Consider the following 17,363-nt stretch of genomic DNA (forward strand, 5'->3'; position numbering starts at 1 on the left):
CTTGACGGGTGGTGTTCCCGGGAACCCCTGAAAGGCGCATAGGGGTCGGGCTATTTACCGGCGCGCAGCCGCATCCGCACCAGCCCCTTGCTGGCGTTGATCATGCGCTGCCCGATCTCCGGCGGCGCGTCCTTGCGGCACCACCGGGCGTTGGACAGCATCTTGGCCGGTGACATGGCGAAGCAACGGGTGTCGCGTTCGCCGAATTTGAAGGAAGGGGCGATGAAGTCGGCGTCGCCGATGTAGTCCAGAATCTTGCGGGCGGCGTCTCCGGGCTGTTCCGTGCCGTCCTCGACAGCACGGCACAGATCCCGGGTGAGAACGCCCATCTCGTTGAACCCGGAGCTGACCGGCAGCGGCGAGCCGGGGTGACCGTGCTGCTCCAGTTCGCGGAACACCGCGTCGTTCCCCGTGCGTTCGAAGCGGTAGTAGGCGTCTTCGAGCATGACGTTCCCGAGCATGGTCCCGAGCATCCAGGTCCGGTTCACCGCGTTCCACAGCTCGTAGTCCCTGAATCCGACGAACGAGCTGGCGACGAGGTCGTCGTGGAAGTCGAAGAGTCCCTGCTGCAGATTCTCCAGATACCCGAACCGCTCCAGCGACCAGTCGCCGTCCTTGGAGGCTTCGATGATGCGCCAGCCCAGGGCGTTGACGAGCTCCAGGGTGTTGGTCAGGCCACGGGAGTAGAGCGCGTCGATGAACCCGGCCGCGTGGGAGGTGAGACAGAAGCGCTCGCCGACGACCTGCTTGGCCGAGTACTGGAGCCGGCCGGTGGAGACCCAGGGACGCACCGCCGAGGCGCCGCGGAACTGGTGGGCGATGTCCGGGAAGCGCCGCAGGAAGGCGTCGAACTCCTGCTGCGGGGTCATCTCCCCCTTGGGGAAGACGCGCGGGTCCAGGGTGAGGCCGACGCTGCACAGCGGGTTGAGGGACTCCGGGTGGTTGTCGAACGGGATGACCCACAGCCAGCCGCCGTCGAAGACGTGGTGCAGGGTGCCGTGGTGCCAGGGGTTGGGCTGGTCGTGCTGCCGCGCGGCCGGCGCCTTGTCGAAGGGCTCCACACCGATCATGTGGGTGAAGATGCAACGCGAGTGTGTGCGTGCCCGGGTGGGCGTCTCCCGCAGCCCGAACTTATCGGCCAGCGGTGAACGGAAGCCGCTGCCGTCCACGACGTAACTGGCCCGGAATTCCTCCCCGTTCTCGGTGCGCAGGACGACCCCGGTGTCCGGGTCCGTCTCGATGTCGCTGATCCTGGTACCCAGCCTGGGCTTCGCGCCGTATTTGACGGCGACGTGGAAGAGATACGCGTCGATGTCCTGCCGGAAGAGGTGCGTCTCGGTCCTCAGCACGGACGGCACGACCAGCTGGTTGATCTCCTGCGGATTCTGGGACTCTCCCTCGCGGTGATAGACGAATCCGAAGTTCTGCTTCTGGCCGCAGTTGCGGGAGACCCGCTCCCTGATGCCCTTGAAGCTGGACAGTGCCTTGATCTCGGGTACCTGGTAGCGGTCGGCGACCAGCCTGGTCATTCCCGAGGTGTAGGGAATCGTCGACTCACCCACCGCGAAACGCGGATGCGTGCCCGCGTCGAGCAACAGGACCTTGACCCCGTTCCTCGCCAGAACCGCTCCGAGCATGCCGCCGGCCATTCCGCTGCCGAGGATCGCCACATCGTACTGATCGGTGCCCATCGTTTTCCATTCTGTTCGGTCCGGCCAGAGGTTTACCGTGAGGTGATTCGTCCCGCGCCTTACTCGCGCCGTTCTCGTGCGCCGCCCGCACCGCTAGCCGGCCGCCGCCCGGTGGGTGTCCGGCATTGACAGCTCCGCGCGGGTCCGCACGCCGAGCTTCCGGAAAATCCGGGTGAGGTGCTGTTCGACCGTGCTGACCGTGATTCCCAGGCGCTCGGAAATCTGCCGATTGGTGTGCCCGCGGGCGGCTAGTTCGGCCACGCGCCGTTCGGCGGCGGTCAGCAGACGCGCGGCGGCGTCCGCCCCCGGCCCCGGGGAGACCGCCGGGAAACGTCCCCACGCCGGCGGCCCGGACGCCGCGGCGGGCGCCGTCCGCAGTTCGGCGGCGAGCGGCAGCGCGCCGCTCCGCTCGGCCAGGTCGGCGGCCCGTTCCACCAGTGCCCGGGCCCGGGCCGGATGTCCCGCCCGCGCCTGCGCCTCGCCGAGGTCGGCGAGGGCGCCGGCGAGCTGAAGCCGGTCGCCGCTGGCCTCCAGGACCGCCACGGCCTTGGTGAGCAGCGCTGTCCGCTGGGCCGGGCGGCTGGCCGCCGCCAGCGTCCGGAGCGAGATCCCCCGGGTGCGGGACTGCTCCTCACCCGCGCGTACGAGCTGTTCCCGTGCCAGGGCGTATGCCTGTGCGGTGTCCCCCAGGGCACGCTGGGCCCGGGCGGCGCCGGAGCGCCAGGGGATCAGCGCGGGCTGGTCGAAGCCCCACTGCCGCATCAGCGTGGCGCAGGTGGTGAAGTCGTCGAGGGCCGCGTGGGGTTGCGCCGTCTCCAGGTAGTAGTTGCCGCGGGCGTACAGGTAGTACAGGCCGAACCGGCTGCGGAACGTGCCCGGCGGCACCGGGATGTCCAGATAGCCGGCGGCGGCCTGGTGGTCGCCGACGTCGGTCGCCGCCTGGATCAGGTTGGCCAGCGGCCCCCCGACGCAGACGCCCCAGCTCTCCGCGGACAGCCGGGTCAGCGCCGTCTCGGCCAGTTCCCTGGCCCGCACCGGTTCGCCCTGGCGCAGGGCGATCCCGGCCCGCAGGGAGGAGAACTCCGCCACCCACAGCGGGACCCGGCGGTTCCTGGCCTCCTCCAGCCAGTGGTCGCACCAGTCGGCGGCGGCGGTGATCCGGTCCGCGAACAGCAGCGCCGACACCGCGCAGGTCAGCCACTCGTGCGTGTTCTTCCCCAGCAGCATGGCCCGCATCGCCGCCTCGGCGGCGGCGACGGCGTCCTGATCGGGCCCGTGCCGGAGCACCCGGGACAGCGCCGCCGCTCCGCGGGCGCGCGGATCGCCCGGCGCGGGGCCGCGGGGCCGCTCGCTCCGGGCCGGCCGGACCAGCCGCGGTCCGCCCGCCCCTTCAGGCCCGGCCGTCCGCGGCACCAGGGCCGGGTAGGTGGCGGAGAGCAGTTCCCGGGTGGCGCGCGCCTCCGCCGCCGTCACCGGGTCGTGCTCCGCGCCGCTCCGGCCGATGCGCTCGACGGCGTCGGCCGCTTCGTCGAAACAGCCGTGCCACATCAGGTACTTCGCGAGCATCAGGGCGTGCCGGTCCGGCAGGCGCCCGTCGCGCAGGGCGCCCGCCAGCTCTCCCAGGTGCCGGGCGCTGACCGACGGATTGAGCACCCAGGCCGTGCCGGCCAGCAGCGCCTTGAGGCGGAGGCGTTCGGCGTCGTCGTCACACGCGCGCAGCGCCGCTTCCAGACACGCCTGGGCCTCGGCGGGCCGGTTGGCGGCGAGCTGCCGCTCCGCGGCCTCGCGCAGCAGCGCCACGGCCCACGGCAGCGGGCCGGGCCCGGCGAAGGGGCCGACGGCGAGCAGGTGGCGGGCGATCGCGGTGGCGGGCGCCCCCTCCTCGTACAGCAGTTCCGCCGCCCGCCGGTGCAGCGCCGACCGCTCCGGGCCGGTGAGGCTGTCCAACGCGGCGGCACGGGCGACGGGGTGGCGCAACCGCCCGCCGTCGAGGAGACCGGCGCTGTCGAGCGCGTGCATCCCCCGGCGGAGCGTCGCCGCGTCGACCTCCGCGAGCCGCCCCACCGGGTGGGGCCCGTCGCCCCGGCCGCCGGGCGTGCCCTCGTCGAGGACAGCCAGAGCCTGTGCCAGGCGCAGCAGCGTCGGCAAGCCCCGGTGCAGACATCCGGCCACGGCGTCCCGGTATCCGTCGGCCACGACGAGTTCCGGCGCGGCGGCCCCGGGATCGTCGGCACGGTGGCCGCTGTCCGCCGCGAGGGCCCTGACGAACAGCGGGTTGCCGCCGCTGACGGCGTGACAGTCGGCGGCCAGCGTCCGGGCCGTGTCGGCACCGAGCACCTCCGACAGCAGGGCGGTGACGCCCTGGCGGGAGAGCCGCCGCAGGGGGAGCCGGTGATAGCCGGGTTGGCGCAGCAGTTCCGCGTGCAGCCCCGGGTGGGCGGGCCGGGACAGGGTGCACTCGGTCATCACCAGGACGATCCGCGCCGCGGGCAGCCGCCGGGACAGCAGCAGCAGCCAGTGCGCGGACAGCGGGTCCGTGAACTGGACGTCGTCGACGCACAGCAGCAACGGGGTCCGCTCGGCGATCCGCGCCACCTCCGCGCACAGCCGGTGCAGGGCCGCCGCGGTGCCCGCGTCGAGGGGACGCGGGCCGAGCCCGGGCGCCGTGCCGTCCGGGTCGGCGGGCGGGCCGTTCAGCCGGTCCAGCAGCCCGGTGAGGGCGTCGCCGTCCCCGGGCCGGATCTCGGCCTGCCGGAACACCTGTCCCAGCACGCCGCCCCGCGATCGCCGCTCGGCCCACGAGCCGACGGCGCCGAGCACCAGGAATCCGTCCTCGGCCGCGCGCCGGCCGAGCTCCGTCAGCAGGGCCGTCTTGCCACAGCCGATCCCGCCCGTGATCAGGGCGGCGCCGCCACTGCCCCGGCCGCACTTCGTAAGCATGTCCGACAGAGCCGAGAGTTCGTGCTCGCGCTCGACCAAGCACATGGTCCGCCTGCCCCCAAAATCCCGCCCATGGATGTCCTCGTGTCGCGGTCGTGCCGTCACGGCGACGACGCGTCGGCGTGTTCCCGCCGCGCGACCCGCTCTCCGTCGCCGCCCGCCCGGCCGGCTCCGTTCTGGATCCATGCCAGCAGGGGTCCCGTCATGACGGTGGTGACCACGGCCATGACGACCATCAGGGAGTACAGCGAGCTGTCCAGCAGCCCGAGATGAAGCCCGAGACCGAGAATGACCAGCTCCGTCAGCCCGCGGGTGTTCATCAGCGTCGCCAGGGTCGCCGCCGAGCGGCTCTCCAGTCCCTGGGAGCGGGCCCCGAGGTAGGTGCCGCCGAACTTGCCGACCACGGCCACCAGCAGGATCAGCCCGAGCTCCAGGAGCTCGGCGCCGCCCAGGCCGTTCAGGTCGACCCCGAATCCGGCGACCACGAAGTAGACGGGCAGCAGCAGCGAGGTGAGGTGATCGGTGCGTTCGTGGATCTCGGCGCGCAGCGCCCGCGCGCCTTCCCTGGGCATCACCAGCCCGAAGAGGAACGCCCCGAAGATGTAATGCATCCCCATGGCCTCGGTCGCGGTGGCGGACAGCAGCGCGCCGATCATGACGACCGCGAATCTCCAGGGTGTGAACGGCCGGCCGGTGCCGCCGGGGGCGAGGAAGCCGCGCAGGAGGGGCCGCACCACGAACACCATCGCGACGAGGTAGGGAAGGGTGATGACGACCATCCAGTGCTCGTCGGCGCTGCCGCCGACCGAGGCGTTCATCGCGGCCAGGGCCGCCCAGGCCACCACGTCGACGATCGCCGCCGTGGCCAGCGCCAGGGCGCCGACCGCGGTTCTGCTCAGCCCCCGGTCGGTGAGGATACGGGCGAGGACCGGGAACGCGGTGACGGACACCGACAGACCGATGAAGATCACGAACGCGGCGCGATTGCCGCTCTCATGGCGCTGGAGCAGGAAGAACGCGAGGCCGATGCCGAGCAGGAAGGGCACGAGTGTCGAGCCGACGGCCGCCGCCGCGGTCACCCGGCCCTGTCCGCGCAGGGTGTCGCTTTCGATTTCCAGCCCGACCCCGAACATGAAGAGCGCGACACCGAGGTTGGCCATGGCGCTGAGCATCGGCCGTACGTCGGCCGGGAAGAGCGTGTCGCTCATGGCTCCGTTCAGGAGGGTCGGCCCGAGCAGCACGCCGGCGATGATCTCGCCCACGACCGGCGGCTGGTGGACACGGACCGCCAGATGGCCCAGACCGCGGGCCAGCAGAACGATGAGCGCGATATCGAGGAAGAATATCTGTACCTGATGGCTGGTCATTTTGTTCCGGAGCCCCCGTCGTGATCCATTCTCCGCGTCACCCGGTCCGTCTGTACGGGCCGACCGCCACGACGGTGGGGCGGTCGGCACCTGTGTCAGATCAGGACTGCGCGCTCTCGGGCTCCGGCACGTCGGAAATGAGGTCGTCCAGGTTGATATGGAACATCGGGTGCTTTCCGCTGAGGCCGGAGATCAGTGTGACGAAGTCCTCGGCGGGCTTGCGCTCGTGCTCCGGGTCGATCATTTCCTGGGCGAGGCCGAAATAGAACTCCTTGTACTTCGTGCGGTCGTAGAACCGCTCGACGAACTCACGGATCTCGTCGAAGAACGCCGAGTACGCGGTGGCGTACCGGTCGAGTGCCTTCTCCTCGATCTCCGGGTGCTGAATGATCTGGTCGACGATCTTCGCGAGCGTGCTGCCGGCGAGGCATGCCAGAGCGACGCCGGTGGAGAACAGGGGATCGACGAACGCGGCGGAGTCGCCCACCAGCACCCAGCCGTCACCGTAGAAGCGGTCGGAGTGGTAGGACCAGTCGCGCGCCGTGCGGAAACCGGCGCACTGACGGGCGTTGCGCAGCATGTGCTTGAGCTTCGTCGTCCGGTCCCGCTCGGAGGCGAACAGGTCCTCCAGGGAGGTCCCGGCGTCACCGGCGGTCTCGGACCGGGTGACGTAGCCGACGCTGATGTTGTTCTTGTCGATCGGGATCGCCCAGAACCAGCCGGTGTCGAGTCCCTCGATCAGGATGTTGGTGTACTCGTCGCCGGCCAGCCGCTCGCAGTTGTCGAAGTAGGTCCAGACGGCCACGTTGCGCAGCTCGTCGTGCCACTTGACGCCGGTGTACTTGCGGCTGAGCACCCGCGCCTGGCCGGAGGCGTCGATCACCAGGGCGGCGCGCGCCTCGTGCACGCCGTCCGTGCCGCGCAGGGTGTAACGCACGCCGGTGACCCGGCCGTCCACCTCGATGGCTTCCTTGACGGTCGCGTCCTCGATGATGAAGCAGCCCAGCTCCCGGGCCCGGTCCAGGATCAGGGCGTCCAGGTCGGCCCGGCGGGTGTGGAACGCGTACGGGTACTTGCCCTTGAGGAAGGCGAACTCCCAGGGGATCTGGTTGTTCCCCCAGACGAGAGATCCGCCGTACTTCCGCTCGAAGCCCCGCTCGTCCATTCGCTCGATCAGGCCCAGCTCATCCATGGGTCGCATGAAAGCGGGAATGAGTGACTCACCAACGTGATACCGAGGGAATCGCTCCCGGTCGAGAACGAGAACACGGTGACCGCGCTTCGCGAGAAGCCCGGCCGTCGTCGCTCCGGCCGGACCTCCCCCGATGACTATGACGTCGTATTCGGCGGGCACACCGAAAAGACTGGAGGACATGCGTTGACCTTCCCCTCATCCGGTGCAAGCACGGCGCGGAAGAGTATCCGCGCTGTCGTGCGGAACGCATGGGGAAGTCTGCATCAGCCCAACTGGAGAGAGTCTATATACGACCTGTACGAGGGTCCTCGGGTGGATTTTCCGTTCCGGAAAGGGCTGACGGTTTAATGGGGCACCAGAACCGATGGCGCCACCGGATCACGCCATCCGCCGGCGTCAGTTCCTTTCCCGGACGCGGGACGCGCCCACCGGCAGGTCCCAGAGGTCCTCGCGCGGCCGGCCCGTCTTCGCCCAGGCGGCGCGGACCCGGCGCAGGGGTTCGAGCGGCGCCTCGGCGGACAGCAGGAAAGTGGCCCAGTGCATCGGCACCATGATCCGGGCCCCGACGGCCTCGCATGCCTGGACGGCCTCCTCGGGGGTGGTGTGGACCGGAGCCAGCATCCAGCGCGGCTCGTAGGCGCCGATCGGCAGCAGGGCGAGGTCGATCCCGGGGTAGCGCCGGCCGATCTCCCCGAACCAGTGGCCGTGGCCGGTGTCGCCGGCGAAGTAGATCCGCCGGCCGTCCGGTGCGGTCAGGATCCAGCCGCCCCACAGGCTGCGGCAGGTGTCCAGGAGACCGCGCCGGCTCCAGTGGTGCGAGGGCACGAAATCGAACCGGACCGGGCCGGCTTCGCCCTCCAGCTCCACGGCTTCCCACCAGTCGAGCTCGGTGACATGCGTGAACCGCCGGCGGCGGGCCCAGCGGGCGAGTCCCGCGGGCACGAACAGCGGGGTGTGGCGGGGCAACCGCTCCAGGGTGGGAGCGTCGAGATGGTCGTAGTGGTCATGGCTGATGACGACGGCGTCGATGGCCGGGAGATCCTCCCAGCGGATGCCGACCGGGGTGACCCGCCGCGGGGTGCCGGGGATCCGGCGCGACCACACCGGGTCGGTCAGGACGGTCAGCCCGCCGACATACACCACCCAACTGGCGTGGCCGGCCCAGGCAAGACCGATGCCGCCGGGCCCCGGATCGGGTAACGGCCCTGGCTTGTAAGGGAGTTCAGCGATCTCGGCGAGCGCCTCGCCGGAGGGCCGGAGCCGCTGCCCCCTCCACAGCAGGCGGAGGAAGTCGCCCGCTCCCGGCAGCGGTGCGGTCAAGCGGTCCGCGAAGGAGGCGGGCCACTCCCGGATCTCACCGAGCGGCCGGGGATCGGTGAGCGGAGAGCGTGCCGCTGATGTCATCGAAGGACTCCTTCCGGGCGGCACACGTCCCGGCGCCCGGCCGGAACGTGTGCCTACTCCTGATCGTGGACCAGGGCGCCGTCGAGCACGATGTCGATCATCTCCATGATCTGATCGTCCAGCAGCGGTCGTCCCTGTCCGAGGAAGAGACGGAGGATCACCACGCCGGCCAGCATGTCGACGACGCCGGTGAGGTTGACATCTTCACGGACCTCCCCGGCGTGGCGCCCGCGGACCAGTACGGCTTCCGCGGCGTCGCGCCAGGGGCAGACCCAGGTGTCCATGTGGCTGGAGGGGAAGTCGGGATCTCTGATGGCCTGGACCGCCAGATGCGGCAGGAGCCGTCCCTCCGGGGCGTTCAGGAGACCGTCCCGGAGCCATCGGGTCATGGCGAGCAGGTCGTGGCGGAGATCACCGGTCTCGGCGACGTCGAAGTCGGCCATCAGCGTATCGAGCGCGCTGATGATCATTTCTTCCTTGGACTTCCAGCGCCGATAGACGGTCGCCCGGCCGACACCCGCCCGCCGCGCGACCTGATCCATGGTCAGCCCCTGAAAGCCGGACTCACCCAACAACGAGACCGTCGCGCGCAGGATCGCGCTCTCCGCCTTGGCGCTGCGGGGACGTCCCATCCGTCGTTCGGTCTGCTGACGATTCCTGTGGACGTCCTGCATCTCTACCGCCAACCCTCCGCTATGCGCGCCGACTCGCTCAGGCGGGATCCTGAAGACTCATACTACGGGCTCCCCCTCCCGACGAGCAGGCGGCGGGACGGGAACAAGCGCGGGCACCCCCGGCGCACTCCTGGGCATGTAGGCGAACACCACCGCCGCCAGGGCGAAGACCACGACGGCGCCCCCGACGAGCGCGAGATCCATGCTGTCGACATAGATATCGCGTGCCGCGGCCACGATGCTCCGTCCCTCCTCGCCCAGGTGTCCGCCGACCTGCACGGCGCCCGAGACGTTGTCCCGCGCGGCATCGGCGGCCTCCTCGGGAAGCCCGGCGACGACCGGTTCCATGTCGTCCCGGTAGGCCGTGCTCACGACGCTGCCCAGGACGGCCACCCCGATGACGCCACCGACCTGACGGAAGGCACTGACCATCCCGGACGCCTCACCGGACTTCTCGTCCGGCGCCGTGGACAGGGCGGTGTGCATCGCGAGGGCGAGGGTGAGGCCGATACCGAGACCGAGTGGCACCTGGCATGCGGCCACCAGGAGATCGGTCGACTCGGGGCCCGTGAGGGAGAAGATCAGCAGACCCGCGGCCATCAGCACCAGCCCCGTGACCACGGGGCCGCGCGCCCCCACCCTGGGAGCCAGCCGCTCGGCCGTGCCCGCGCCGACGATGACCGCCACCACGACGGGCAGCATCCGCACTCCGGTGCCGAACGAGGTGTTGTCCAGCACGGACTGGAGGTAGGGGCTGAGCATGAACAGGAAGCCGGTCATGGCGAAGTGCACCACCAGCAGCGCCACGACGGCCGCGCCGAGGTGCCGGCTCCGGAACGACGAGACGTCCAGCACGGGATGCGCGATGCTCCGCTCGCGCACGACGAAGAGCGCCAGCGCCACCAGCCCCAGTGCGGCGGTGCCCAGCGTGGCCCCGCTCAGCCAGCCCTCCTCCGGCGCCTGGGTCAGGGCGTAGGTGAGGGACCCCAGGCCCACGACCGAGAGCGCGGCACCCAGCCAGTCGAACGGATGCTCGTGCTGCTCCCTGCGCTCGGGGAACAGGAACGCACCACCGACCAGAGCGGCCAGCAGGATCGGGATGTTGATGAGGAACACCGATCCCCACCAGAAGTTCTCCAGCAGCCAGCCGCCGGTCAGCGGGCCGATGGGCAGCCCCAGGGCCACTCCCGCCGACCAGATCACCAGGGCCCGCGCGCGCTCGTGCGGGGGGAAGAGCACGGGCAGCATGGCGAGCGAGACCGGTGTCACGATCGCGGCTCCGAGCCCCATGAGCGCGCGGCCGAGGATCAGCTCCTCCGGGCTGTTCACGGCCATGGCGTAGGCCGAGGCGAGACCGAAGACGGCCAGGCCCGCCAGCAGCAACCGCTTGCGCCCGATGCGGTCGGCGAGGGCGCCGAAGGGCAGCATCAGGCCGGCGAAGACCAGCAGGTAGGCGTTGTGGAACCACTGCAGTTCGGAGTTGGAGGCGCCCAGTGCCTCCACGAGCTCCGGCATGGCCACGTACAGGATCGTCGTGTCCAGCCCGTTGACGAGGACGCAGACGACGAGGATGCCGAGCGCCCACCAGCGCTTCGGATCTTCCCAGATGTCAGGTTTGGGCACAGGTCGCTCCCACTCGAGTTTTCGATACGAGACTGCCCCGTATCAAAACACATCCGTCCGTCACCCACACCCTCCACCCCGACAGGGGGGGTGCGGATTCAGCCAGTTGAGTGGGAGGACCGTGTCATGCCCAACGACGGATCACCCCACGACGTCTGCCGCGCCGAGTGCCGTCACGCTCCGGGACGGTGTCAGGTCGAGCACGGGTGCGAGGCGAAATCCTCGGCCGCCGCGACTTCCGACGCGAAGATCCGGACCAGCTCGTTCATGCGGAACAGGCCGGGGCCGATCCGTTCCAGGAGCCGGCGGTCGACCAGCAGGCGCAGACATCGGTCGGCCGTGGACGGCTCGGTATCGAGCATGCGGACGACGTGGGAGACGTTGACCACCTCGTCCCGGCACTCGCCCAGCAGCCGGAACAGCCGGGCCGCCTCCCGCGTCAGCGTGCGATAACTGGCCGACAGCGCGCCCCGCACGCTCACCTCCTCGTCGTCCTCGACGGTCAGGTGATCGAGCCGACCGCTCGGGTCCTCGTACTGCCCGACCAGCCGGTCGATCCGCAGATACGGGTCGCCGCTGAGCGATCCCGCGGCGATCCGCATGGCCAGCGGCAGCCGTCCGCAGAGCTCGGCCAGCCGCTCGACGGCCGCCCGCTGCCCGGCACAGCGCTCCCGGCCGAGCAGGGTGGTGAAGAGGTCGACCGAGGTGTCCAGGTCCAGTGGTCCCACCTCGATCCGGTGCGCGCCCTCCCGGACGACCAGCCCCTCCTGGCGCCAGCGGCTGGTGATGATCACGCAGGTCGGCCCCTGCGGGATCATGGGCCGAAGCTGGTTCGCGTCCACCGCGTCGTCCAGCAGGACGAGCATCCGCCTGCCGTGCAGCAGACTGCGGTACAGCGCGGAACGGCCTTCGAGATCGGCGGGCAGGTCCGGCTCCTCGACACCGAGGCCGCGCAGCAGCAGCCCCAGCCCCTCGCACGCGCTCAACGGCCTCCGCCGGGAGCAGGTTCCGGACAGGTCGGCGTAGAGCTGGCCGTCGGGGAACTGGTCGAGCGACTCGTGGGCCAATTCGAGCGCGAACGCGCTCTTGCCCACGCCGGCGGCGCCGTCGATGGCCAGAATCGGGGTCGCCCGGCCCCGCCGCGGACTGCCCTGGGTGAGCAGCCGGCGGACATACCGCAGCTCGTCCCCCCGGCCGACGAACACCCCCGCCCGGGAAGGAAGCTGTTTGGGGATCAGCGTCCGCAGCTCCCGGCCTCCGCTCCCCGGAGCCGGCGGTGACGCGGTCTCCGGTCCCTTCGCCGCCCGCCGCGCCGGCACGTCGTCCGCCGGCCCCCCGGCCAGGATCCGCGCGTGCAAGACGCGCAGTTCGGGACCCGGTTCGATGCCCAGTTCCTCGCTGAACAGCCGCCGGGCGTCCCGGTACGCGCGTAGCGCGTGGGCCTGACGACCGCACCGGTGGAGGCCCAGCATGAGCAGATACCACAGCTTCTCCCGCAGCGGCTCCTGGGCGACCGCGTCGGACGCCGCGACGACGGCCTCCTCGCTCCGTCCGGCGCCGACGAGGAGAGCGATCCATTCCTCCACCGCGGCGAAACGGATCTCGTTGAGCCTGGTGCGCTCCAGCATCGCGTAGGGACCCGGTATACCGGCGAGCGCTTCCCCCCGCCAGAGGCCCAGTGACGTCGCGTACTGCGCGCACGCGCCGACGCGGTCCCGCTCCGCCGTGAGCCGGCGCGCCTGCTCGCAACCGCGCTCGAACGCCACGGCGTCCACCGTCTCCGGCGGCAGCCGCAGCAGGTACCCGCCGGCGCTCGACACGAGCACCCGGGCGGGATCCCGCCTACTGCGATCCGGCTCCAGGACCCGGCGCAGGCCCGCGACATAGGTGTGGACCCCGTTGATCGCGGTCAGCGGCGCGTCACTTCCCCAGAGCGCGTCCACGATCTGGCCCGGGGTCACCACACTCCCGGCGTGCCCGGCGAGCAATGCCAGAACCGCCCGTTGCTTCGGCGGTCCCACGGTCACCTCCGCCATGCCTCGCCACGCCCGGACCGGGCCCAACAGGTGTAGCGCAAGAGCTCGGCTTCCGTCTAAGAGATTCACTGCCATGTCCGACACGCGAAGCCCCCCTCTCAAAATTCCGTTCACAACTCGACGCACGCAGCCAGAAGGATAAGCATCTGATTGATAGTTCAGTAAGAGGGACTCCAGAGCTTGGACAGACCTGACCGATTCCCGTCGGCAGCGCGGCAGCCTGGACCTTCACGGGCGGAGGACCGGCCCTTGTGCCCTTTCCAGCGCGTGGGGAGACGTGGAGACGGACGGCCGCCTTCTTCACAAGAGCCGCGACATAAAAGGGCGGTATGCGACTCTTGCAATACGGCGGCCTCTAGCCCTGCCCCGAGCGCTCCGCCGTGAATCCTCTATCTCATTGATTCTTCTCGCCGCCATCCGTTGGTTTCGCCGTCGGCCGGAATGCGGGACGGCGGAGCGCCCGGCCGACCCTTCGTGCTCAGTCGGGGCATCGAACTTCCATGGCGAATAAGGAAGTTGTCCCATGGCCGACAGTGCGACACACGGGTCTCCCGGCGGGATCGGTGGGCGGCGGGCACCGCCGGGCGACGACACCCGCCCCGCGGCGGACGGCGGGCGCCATCGTGACCAAACGGTGGACAGGACCTGTCGGAGATCGCCGCGCGTCCGACCCGTACGACCGGGCCGCGGCACGCTCCCGGAGCGTGGCCACGACTCACATCCGCCCGCCGCACGGCGTCACGTGGCCGAATTTCGCCGCTCGGACACCCCACCGCACCGCGCGCGGAGCCCCCGGCGCCGCGGCTCCGCGCACCTTCCACGCCGTGCGCCGCGCGGGTTCCCTCACCGGCGCGGCCCAGCAGCCAGGGATCACCCGTCGCCGAAGCCGAAGCCGATGTCGCGCAACGCTCCGGCCGCCGCCCGGTCCAGCAGCGCGGCCGAGGCGCAGCCGTCGGGCAGCCGCCCGGCGGCCACCTGCGCGACCAGCCGGGCCACCGCGCGCCGGTGCCGTTCGAACACGTACCCGGACACGGTCCGGCCGCGCGTGCGCTGCCCGGCCAGCGCGGTGCCGGCGGGCACGTCCAGCACGACCAGGTGCAGCTGCCGCCCCCGGCGTCGGGCGTCCCAGCCGAGCCAGCGGCGCACCCAGGCCGTGCGCCCGCAGTCGTGCACGATGACGCCGGCCGAGGAGCGCAGCGCGCGGCCCAGGCGCGCGTAGTGGGCGAGGCGGACGGCGGGCCGGTAGACCGCGTACGGGACCCAGCCGGGCAGCCGGCGGGCCCAGCGCTCCCGCGTGTCCTGGGAGTCGATCCTGATCAGCGCGGAGCCCGGGACGGCCGCCGCGGCCCGCCGCATCAGCGTGGACTTGCCACTGCCGGGGAGCCCGGAGACGACGACCCGGTGGCCGGCCGGCCAGCGCAGCTCCAGCCGCCCGCCGTCCGCCGCCGACCCGCGCAGGTCGAAGACCAGGGGACTCGGGGCCAGGCGGGAGCCACAGGTGCCCGCCGGCGTCCCGGCAGCGTTGCGCCACGTCATGCTGTCTCCCCCCGGAAAAAGGCGCACGCGGACGCGACTCACCGTAACGGCCGGGCATGCCACACGCAACGGCCCGACCGACGTGAGCAGTTGAATGTCAGCGCCCGAGGGGCGCCGGTTCACGGCCGCACGCCGAGGCGCTCCCGCACCCGCGCCCACAGGTCCGCGTCGCCCAGCGCGGCGGCGACGAGCTGGTAGCAGCTCCGCTCGCACAGGTCGACCAGCTCGGTCCGGCTCAGCGCCCGGTGGTCCAGCCAGCTCGTCACGACCTCCTCCATGTACGCCTGCCAGCCCTTGACCGTCAGGGCCAGGGCCGGCGAGCGCGGCGCCCCGGCGGCGGTCAGGCCCGTCATGATCCAGTCGACGAACGCGGCCCGCACCGAGCCGTGCAGCCGGCGCATCTCCGGATCGCTGTGGGTGAGGCGCACGACTGCCAGGTAGACGGAGGGACGGAGTGCCACCTGATCGATGAACGCGCCGATGCCGTTGCGTAGTTGCTCCTCGGCGCTGAGCGCGGGGTCGGGAGCGACGTGGTCGAGCAGCTCCTCCGCCACGGACTGGACGATCGCGCCGCGCAGCTTGCGCAGCGATCCGAAGTAGTGGAAGAGCAGGCCGGGCGAGACGCCCGCCTCCCGGGCGATGGAGTCGACCGAGAGGGTGTCCAGCTCCCGCTCCTCCAGAAGGACGCGGGCGGCGGCGAGGATCTGGGCCTTCCGCTCCACCGGGGACAGCCGGGCACCACTTGCTTGAGGCATGCGTCCATCCTATTGACTTCACACCAACAGCCTTTACTGTTGAGTAACTCTCAATAAGGGACTCCAACGGAGGAGGCCACCATGCCGGAGACACCGCCGACCAGGAAGGCCCGGGCGACGCGGGAGGAGCACGACCATCTGGTGCTGCACCCCAGGGACGTCCGCTTCGACTGGTCCCGGCTGCCCATGCACTGGGTCCCCGGCGAGCCGATGGCGACCCACGTGCTCAACGTGCTGCACCTGCTGCTCCCCGAGGGCGAGCGCTGGTTCGTCCGGACCTTCCGGGAGGCGCTGCCGCTGATCACCGACGAGGGCCTGCGGGACGACGTCCTCGGGTTCATCGGGCAGGAGGCCATCCACGCCGAGGCCCACCAGGGCGTCCAGGACCACCTCCTGGCCAAGGGACTCGACCCGCTCCCCTACGTCCGGCAGGTCGAATACCTCTTCCACCGCATCCTCGGCGCGCGGCCCGGCCTGTCCCCCGTCCGGTCGCGCGAGCACCTGCTGGAGCGGGTGGCGGTCATAGCCGCGATCGAGCACTTCACCGCCTTCCTCGGCGACTGGGTGCTCAACGCCGACGGCCTCGACCGGGCGGGCGCCGACCCCACCATGCTCGACCTGCTGCGCTGGCACGGCGCCGAGGAGGTCGAGCACCGCAGCGTCGCCTACGACCTGCTCCAGCACCTGGACCCGCGGTACGCGCGCCGCGTGCGCACCATGGTCGTCACCGGGCCGGTCATGGTCCAGCTCTGGATACGCGGCACCCGCTACCTGATGGCCGCCGATCCCGGGCTCGGCCCCGGCGCCCGGCCCCGCTGGCGCGACTACGCCGCCGCCGCCCGGCGCGGCCTGCTGCCCGGAGGCGGCCGCATCCTCATCTCCGCCGGACGCTATCTGCGCCGCGATTACCACCCCACGCAGGAGGGCTCCACCCAACAGGCCGTGGCCTACCTCGGCACCTCCCCCGCGGCCCGCGCCGCCGCCCACTGACACCGACGGCCACCCTCCCGCGGCCGGCGCACGACCCGAGGACGTCACGCACATGAGCAGCATCCTGCCGCCGGACCTCTACGGCCGACGACGCGGCGACCGCTACCTGCGCTTCCTGACCCGGCTGGTGGACGCCTATCTGCCCACCGCCACCAAGACGGACCGGTACGCGCGTCCCCGCCCCGTGCCGCCGCTCGACCTGGTGGTGGCCGCCCGCGAGAGCGTCGCCGAGGACGTCGTCTCGCTGCTGCTGGCCGCGCCCGACGGCGGCGAGCTGCCCCGCTGGCAGCCCGGCGCCCACCTGGATCTGCGGCTGCCCTCCGGCCGCACCCGGCAGTACTCGCTGTGCGGGGACCCGGCCGACCGCCATGCCTACCGGATCGCGGTCCGCCGCGTCGACACGGGCGGCGGCGGCTCGGCCGAGGTGCACCGGGACCTGCCGGTGGACACGCGGCTGACCGTGCGCGGGCCGCGCAACGCCTTCCCGTTCGCCGCCGAGCCCGCCGTGCTGCTGATCGCGGGCGGGATCGGCATCACCCCGATCCTGCCGATGGCCGCCGAGGCGATCCGGCGCGGTCTGGACTGGCGTCTGGTCCACACCGGCCGCACCCGCGCCTCCCTGCCGTTCGCGGCGCGCGTCGCCGAGTTGGCCGAGCGGCACCCGGGCCGGGTGCTGACGCTGCCCGACGACGAGCACGGCGTGCCCGACGGGGAACGGCTGCTCGCCCTCGCCCCGGCCGGCGCGGCCGTCTACTGCTGCGGGCCGGCGCCCATGCTCGACTCCGTCCGCGCGGCCCTCGACACCGGCCCGGCGACCGCGCTGCACTTCGAGCGGTTCGCGCCCGCGCCGATCGTCGACGGCCGCCCGTTCACGCTGCGGCTGCGCCGCACGGGCGAGGAGCTGCCGGTGCCCGCCGACCGCTCCGCGCTCGACGTGCTGCGCGAACGCGACCCCGCCACGCCCTACTCCTGCCGCCAGGGCTTCTGCGGAGTCTGCCGGCAACGGGTGACCGGCGGCACCCCCGAGCACCGCGACCGCAGGCTCACCGAACGCGAGCGTGCCGAGGGCGACATGCTCGTCTGCGTGTCCCGCGCCGCCGAGGGCGCCTGCCTGGAGCTGGACCTCTAGCCTCCCCCGATCCCCCGATCCCC

The 17,363-nt window shown here is 71.6% G+C and carries 12 protein-coding genes; 2 read left to right on the top strand and 10 right to left on the bottom strand.

Going from position 1 to position 17,363, the window contains the following annotated elements; genetic code table 11:
- Positions 1–50: 50 nt before the first annotated feature.
- The 10 genes from OIE51_RS02510 to OIE51_RS02555 form a co-directional block, all read right to left on the bottom strand.
- Positions 51–1,691, bottom strand: coding sequence for an NAD(P)/FAD-dependent oxidoreductase (locus OIE51_RS02510; protein WP_326595165.1), 1,641 nt, complete (start codon positions 1,689–1,691; stop codon positions 51–53).
- 93 nt (positions 1,692–1,784) lie between these two features.
- Positions 1,785–4,817 carry a helix-turn-helix transcriptional regulator gene (locus OIE51_RS02515; protein ID WP_326595167.1) on the bottom strand — a complete coding sequence of 1,011 codons (3,033 nt, stop codon included), beginning with the start codon at positions 4,815–4,817 and terminating at the stop codon, positions 1,785–1,787.
- Positions 4,733–5,998, bottom strand: coding sequence for a cation:proton antiporter domain-containing protein (locus tag OIE51_RS02520; protein ID WP_326595169.1), 1,266 nt, complete (start codon positions 5,996–5,998; stop codon positions 4,733–4,735). The genes OIE51_RS02515 and OIE51_RS02520 overlap by 85 nt, the downstream gene beginning before the upstream one ends.
- A 100-nt stretch (positions 5,999–6,098) precedes the next feature.
- Positions 6,099–7,373, bottom strand: a complete 1,275-nt coding sequence (locus OIE51_RS02525) for an NAD(P)/FAD-dependent oxidoreductase (protein ID WP_326595170.1) — start codon at positions 7,371–7,373, stop codon at positions 6,099–6,101.
- A 216-nt stretch (positions 7,374–7,589) separates the two neighbouring features.
- Positions 7,590–8,597 (bottom strand): MBL fold metallo-hydrolase, encoded by a 1,008-nt coding sequence (locus OIE51_RS02530; protein WP_326595172.1) that lies wholly within the window; start codon positions 8,595–8,597, stop codon positions 7,590–7,592.
- Positions 8,598–8,650: 53 nt separating this feature from the next.
- Positions 8,651–9,229, bottom strand: a complete 579-nt coding sequence (locus OIE51_RS02535) for a TetR/AcrR family transcriptional regulator (protein ID WP_326595174.1) — start codon at positions 9,227–9,229, stop codon at positions 8,651–8,653.
- A gap of 99 nt (positions 9,230–9,328) precedes the next feature.
- A complete protein-coding gene (locus OIE51_RS02540; protein ID WP_326595175.1) occupies positions 9,329–10,894 on the bottom strand; it encodes an MFS transporter in 1,566 nt (521 codons plus the stop codon).
- A 191-nt stretch (positions 10,895–11,085) separates the two neighbouring features.
- Positions 11,086–12,915 (bottom strand): AfsR/SARP family transcriptional regulator, encoded by a 1,830-nt coding sequence (locus tag OIE51_RS02545; RefSeq protein ID WP_326595176.1) that lies wholly within the window; start codon positions 12,913–12,915, stop codon positions 11,086–11,088.
- 885 nt (positions 12,916–13,800) lie between these two features.
- The gene (locus tag OIE51_RS02550) at positions 13,801–14,466 is read right to left on the bottom strand and encodes an AAA family ATPase (RefSeq protein ID WP_326595178.1); all 666 of its coding nucleotides are present in this window, start codon (positions 14,464–14,466) and stop codon (positions 13,801–13,803) included.
- A 119-nt stretch (positions 14,467–14,585) separates the two neighbouring features.
- Positions 14,586–15,221, bottom strand: coding sequence for a TetR/AcrR family transcriptional regulator (locus tag OIE51_RS02555; protein WP_326595180.1), 636 nt, complete (start codon positions 15,219–15,221; stop codon positions 14,586–14,588).
- An 81-nt stretch (positions 15,222–15,302) separates the two neighbouring features.
- On the opposite strand from OIE51_RS02555, the gene OIE51_RS02560 reads away from it, so the two are divergent.
- The gene (locus OIE51_RS02560; protein WP_326595182.1) at positions 15,303–16,211 is read left to right on the top strand and encodes a metal-dependent hydrolase; all 909 of its coding nucleotides are present in this window, start codon (positions 15,303–15,305) and stop codon (positions 16,209–16,211) included.
- A 52-nt stretch (positions 16,212–16,263) separates the two neighbouring features.
- Complete coding sequence (locus OIE51_RS02565) at positions 16,264–17,340, top strand: PDR/VanB family oxidoreductase (protein ID WP_326595183.1); 1,077 nt, start codon at positions 16,264–16,266, stop codon at positions 17,338–17,340.
- Positions 17,341–17,363: the final 23 nt, after the last annotated feature.

Origin of the sequence: Streptomyces sp. NBC_01803 (genome assembly GCF_035917415.1) — a bacterium.
Taxonomy (GTDB): domain Bacteria; phylum Actinomycetota; class Actinomycetes; order Streptomycetales; family Streptomycetaceae; genus Streptomyces.

Excerpts from the sequence above, each read along its gene's own strand:
- OIE51_RS02510 (WP_326595165.1), bottom strand. The coding sequence starts at position 1,691 with ATGGGCACCGATCAGTACGATGTGGCGATCCTCGGCAGCGGAATGGCC.
- OIE51_RS02515 (WP_326595167.1), bottom strand. The coding sequence starts at position 4,817 with ATGGATCCAGAACGGAGCCGGCCGGGCGGGCGGCGACGGAGAGCGGGT.
- OIE51_RS02520 (WP_326595169.1), bottom strand. The coding sequence starts at position 5,998 with ATGACCAGCCATCAGGTACAGATATTCTTCCTCGATATCGCGCTCATC.
- OIE51_RS02525 (WP_326595170.1), bottom strand. The coding sequence starts at position 7,373 with ATGTCCTCCAGTCTTTTCGGTGTGCCCGCCGAATACGACGTCATAGTC.
- OIE51_RS02530 (WP_326595172.1), bottom strand. The coding sequence starts at position 8,597 with ATGACATCAGCGGCACGCTCTCCGCTCACCGATCCCCGGCCGCTCGGT.
- OIE51_RS02535 (WP_326595174.1), bottom strand. The coding sequence starts at position 9,229 with ATGGGACGTCCCCGCAGCGCCAAGGCGGAGAGCGCGATCCTGCGCGCG.
- OIE51_RS02550 (WP_326595178.1), bottom strand. The coding sequence starts at position 14,466 with ATGACGTGGCGCAACGCTGCCGGGACGCCGGCGGGCACCTGTGGCTCC.
- OIE51_RS02555 (WP_326595180.1), bottom strand. The coding sequence starts at position 15,221 with ATGCCTCAAGCAAGTGGTGCCCGGCTGTCCCCGGTGGAGCGGAAGGCC.
- OIE51_RS02560 (WP_326595182.1), top strand. The coding sequence starts at position 15,303 with ATGCCGGAGACACCGCCGACCAGGAAGGCCCGGGCGACGCGGGAGGAG.
- OIE51_RS02565 (WP_326595183.1), top strand. The coding sequence starts at position 16,264 with ATGAGCAGCATCCTGCCGCCGGACCTCTACGGCCGACGACGCGGCGAC.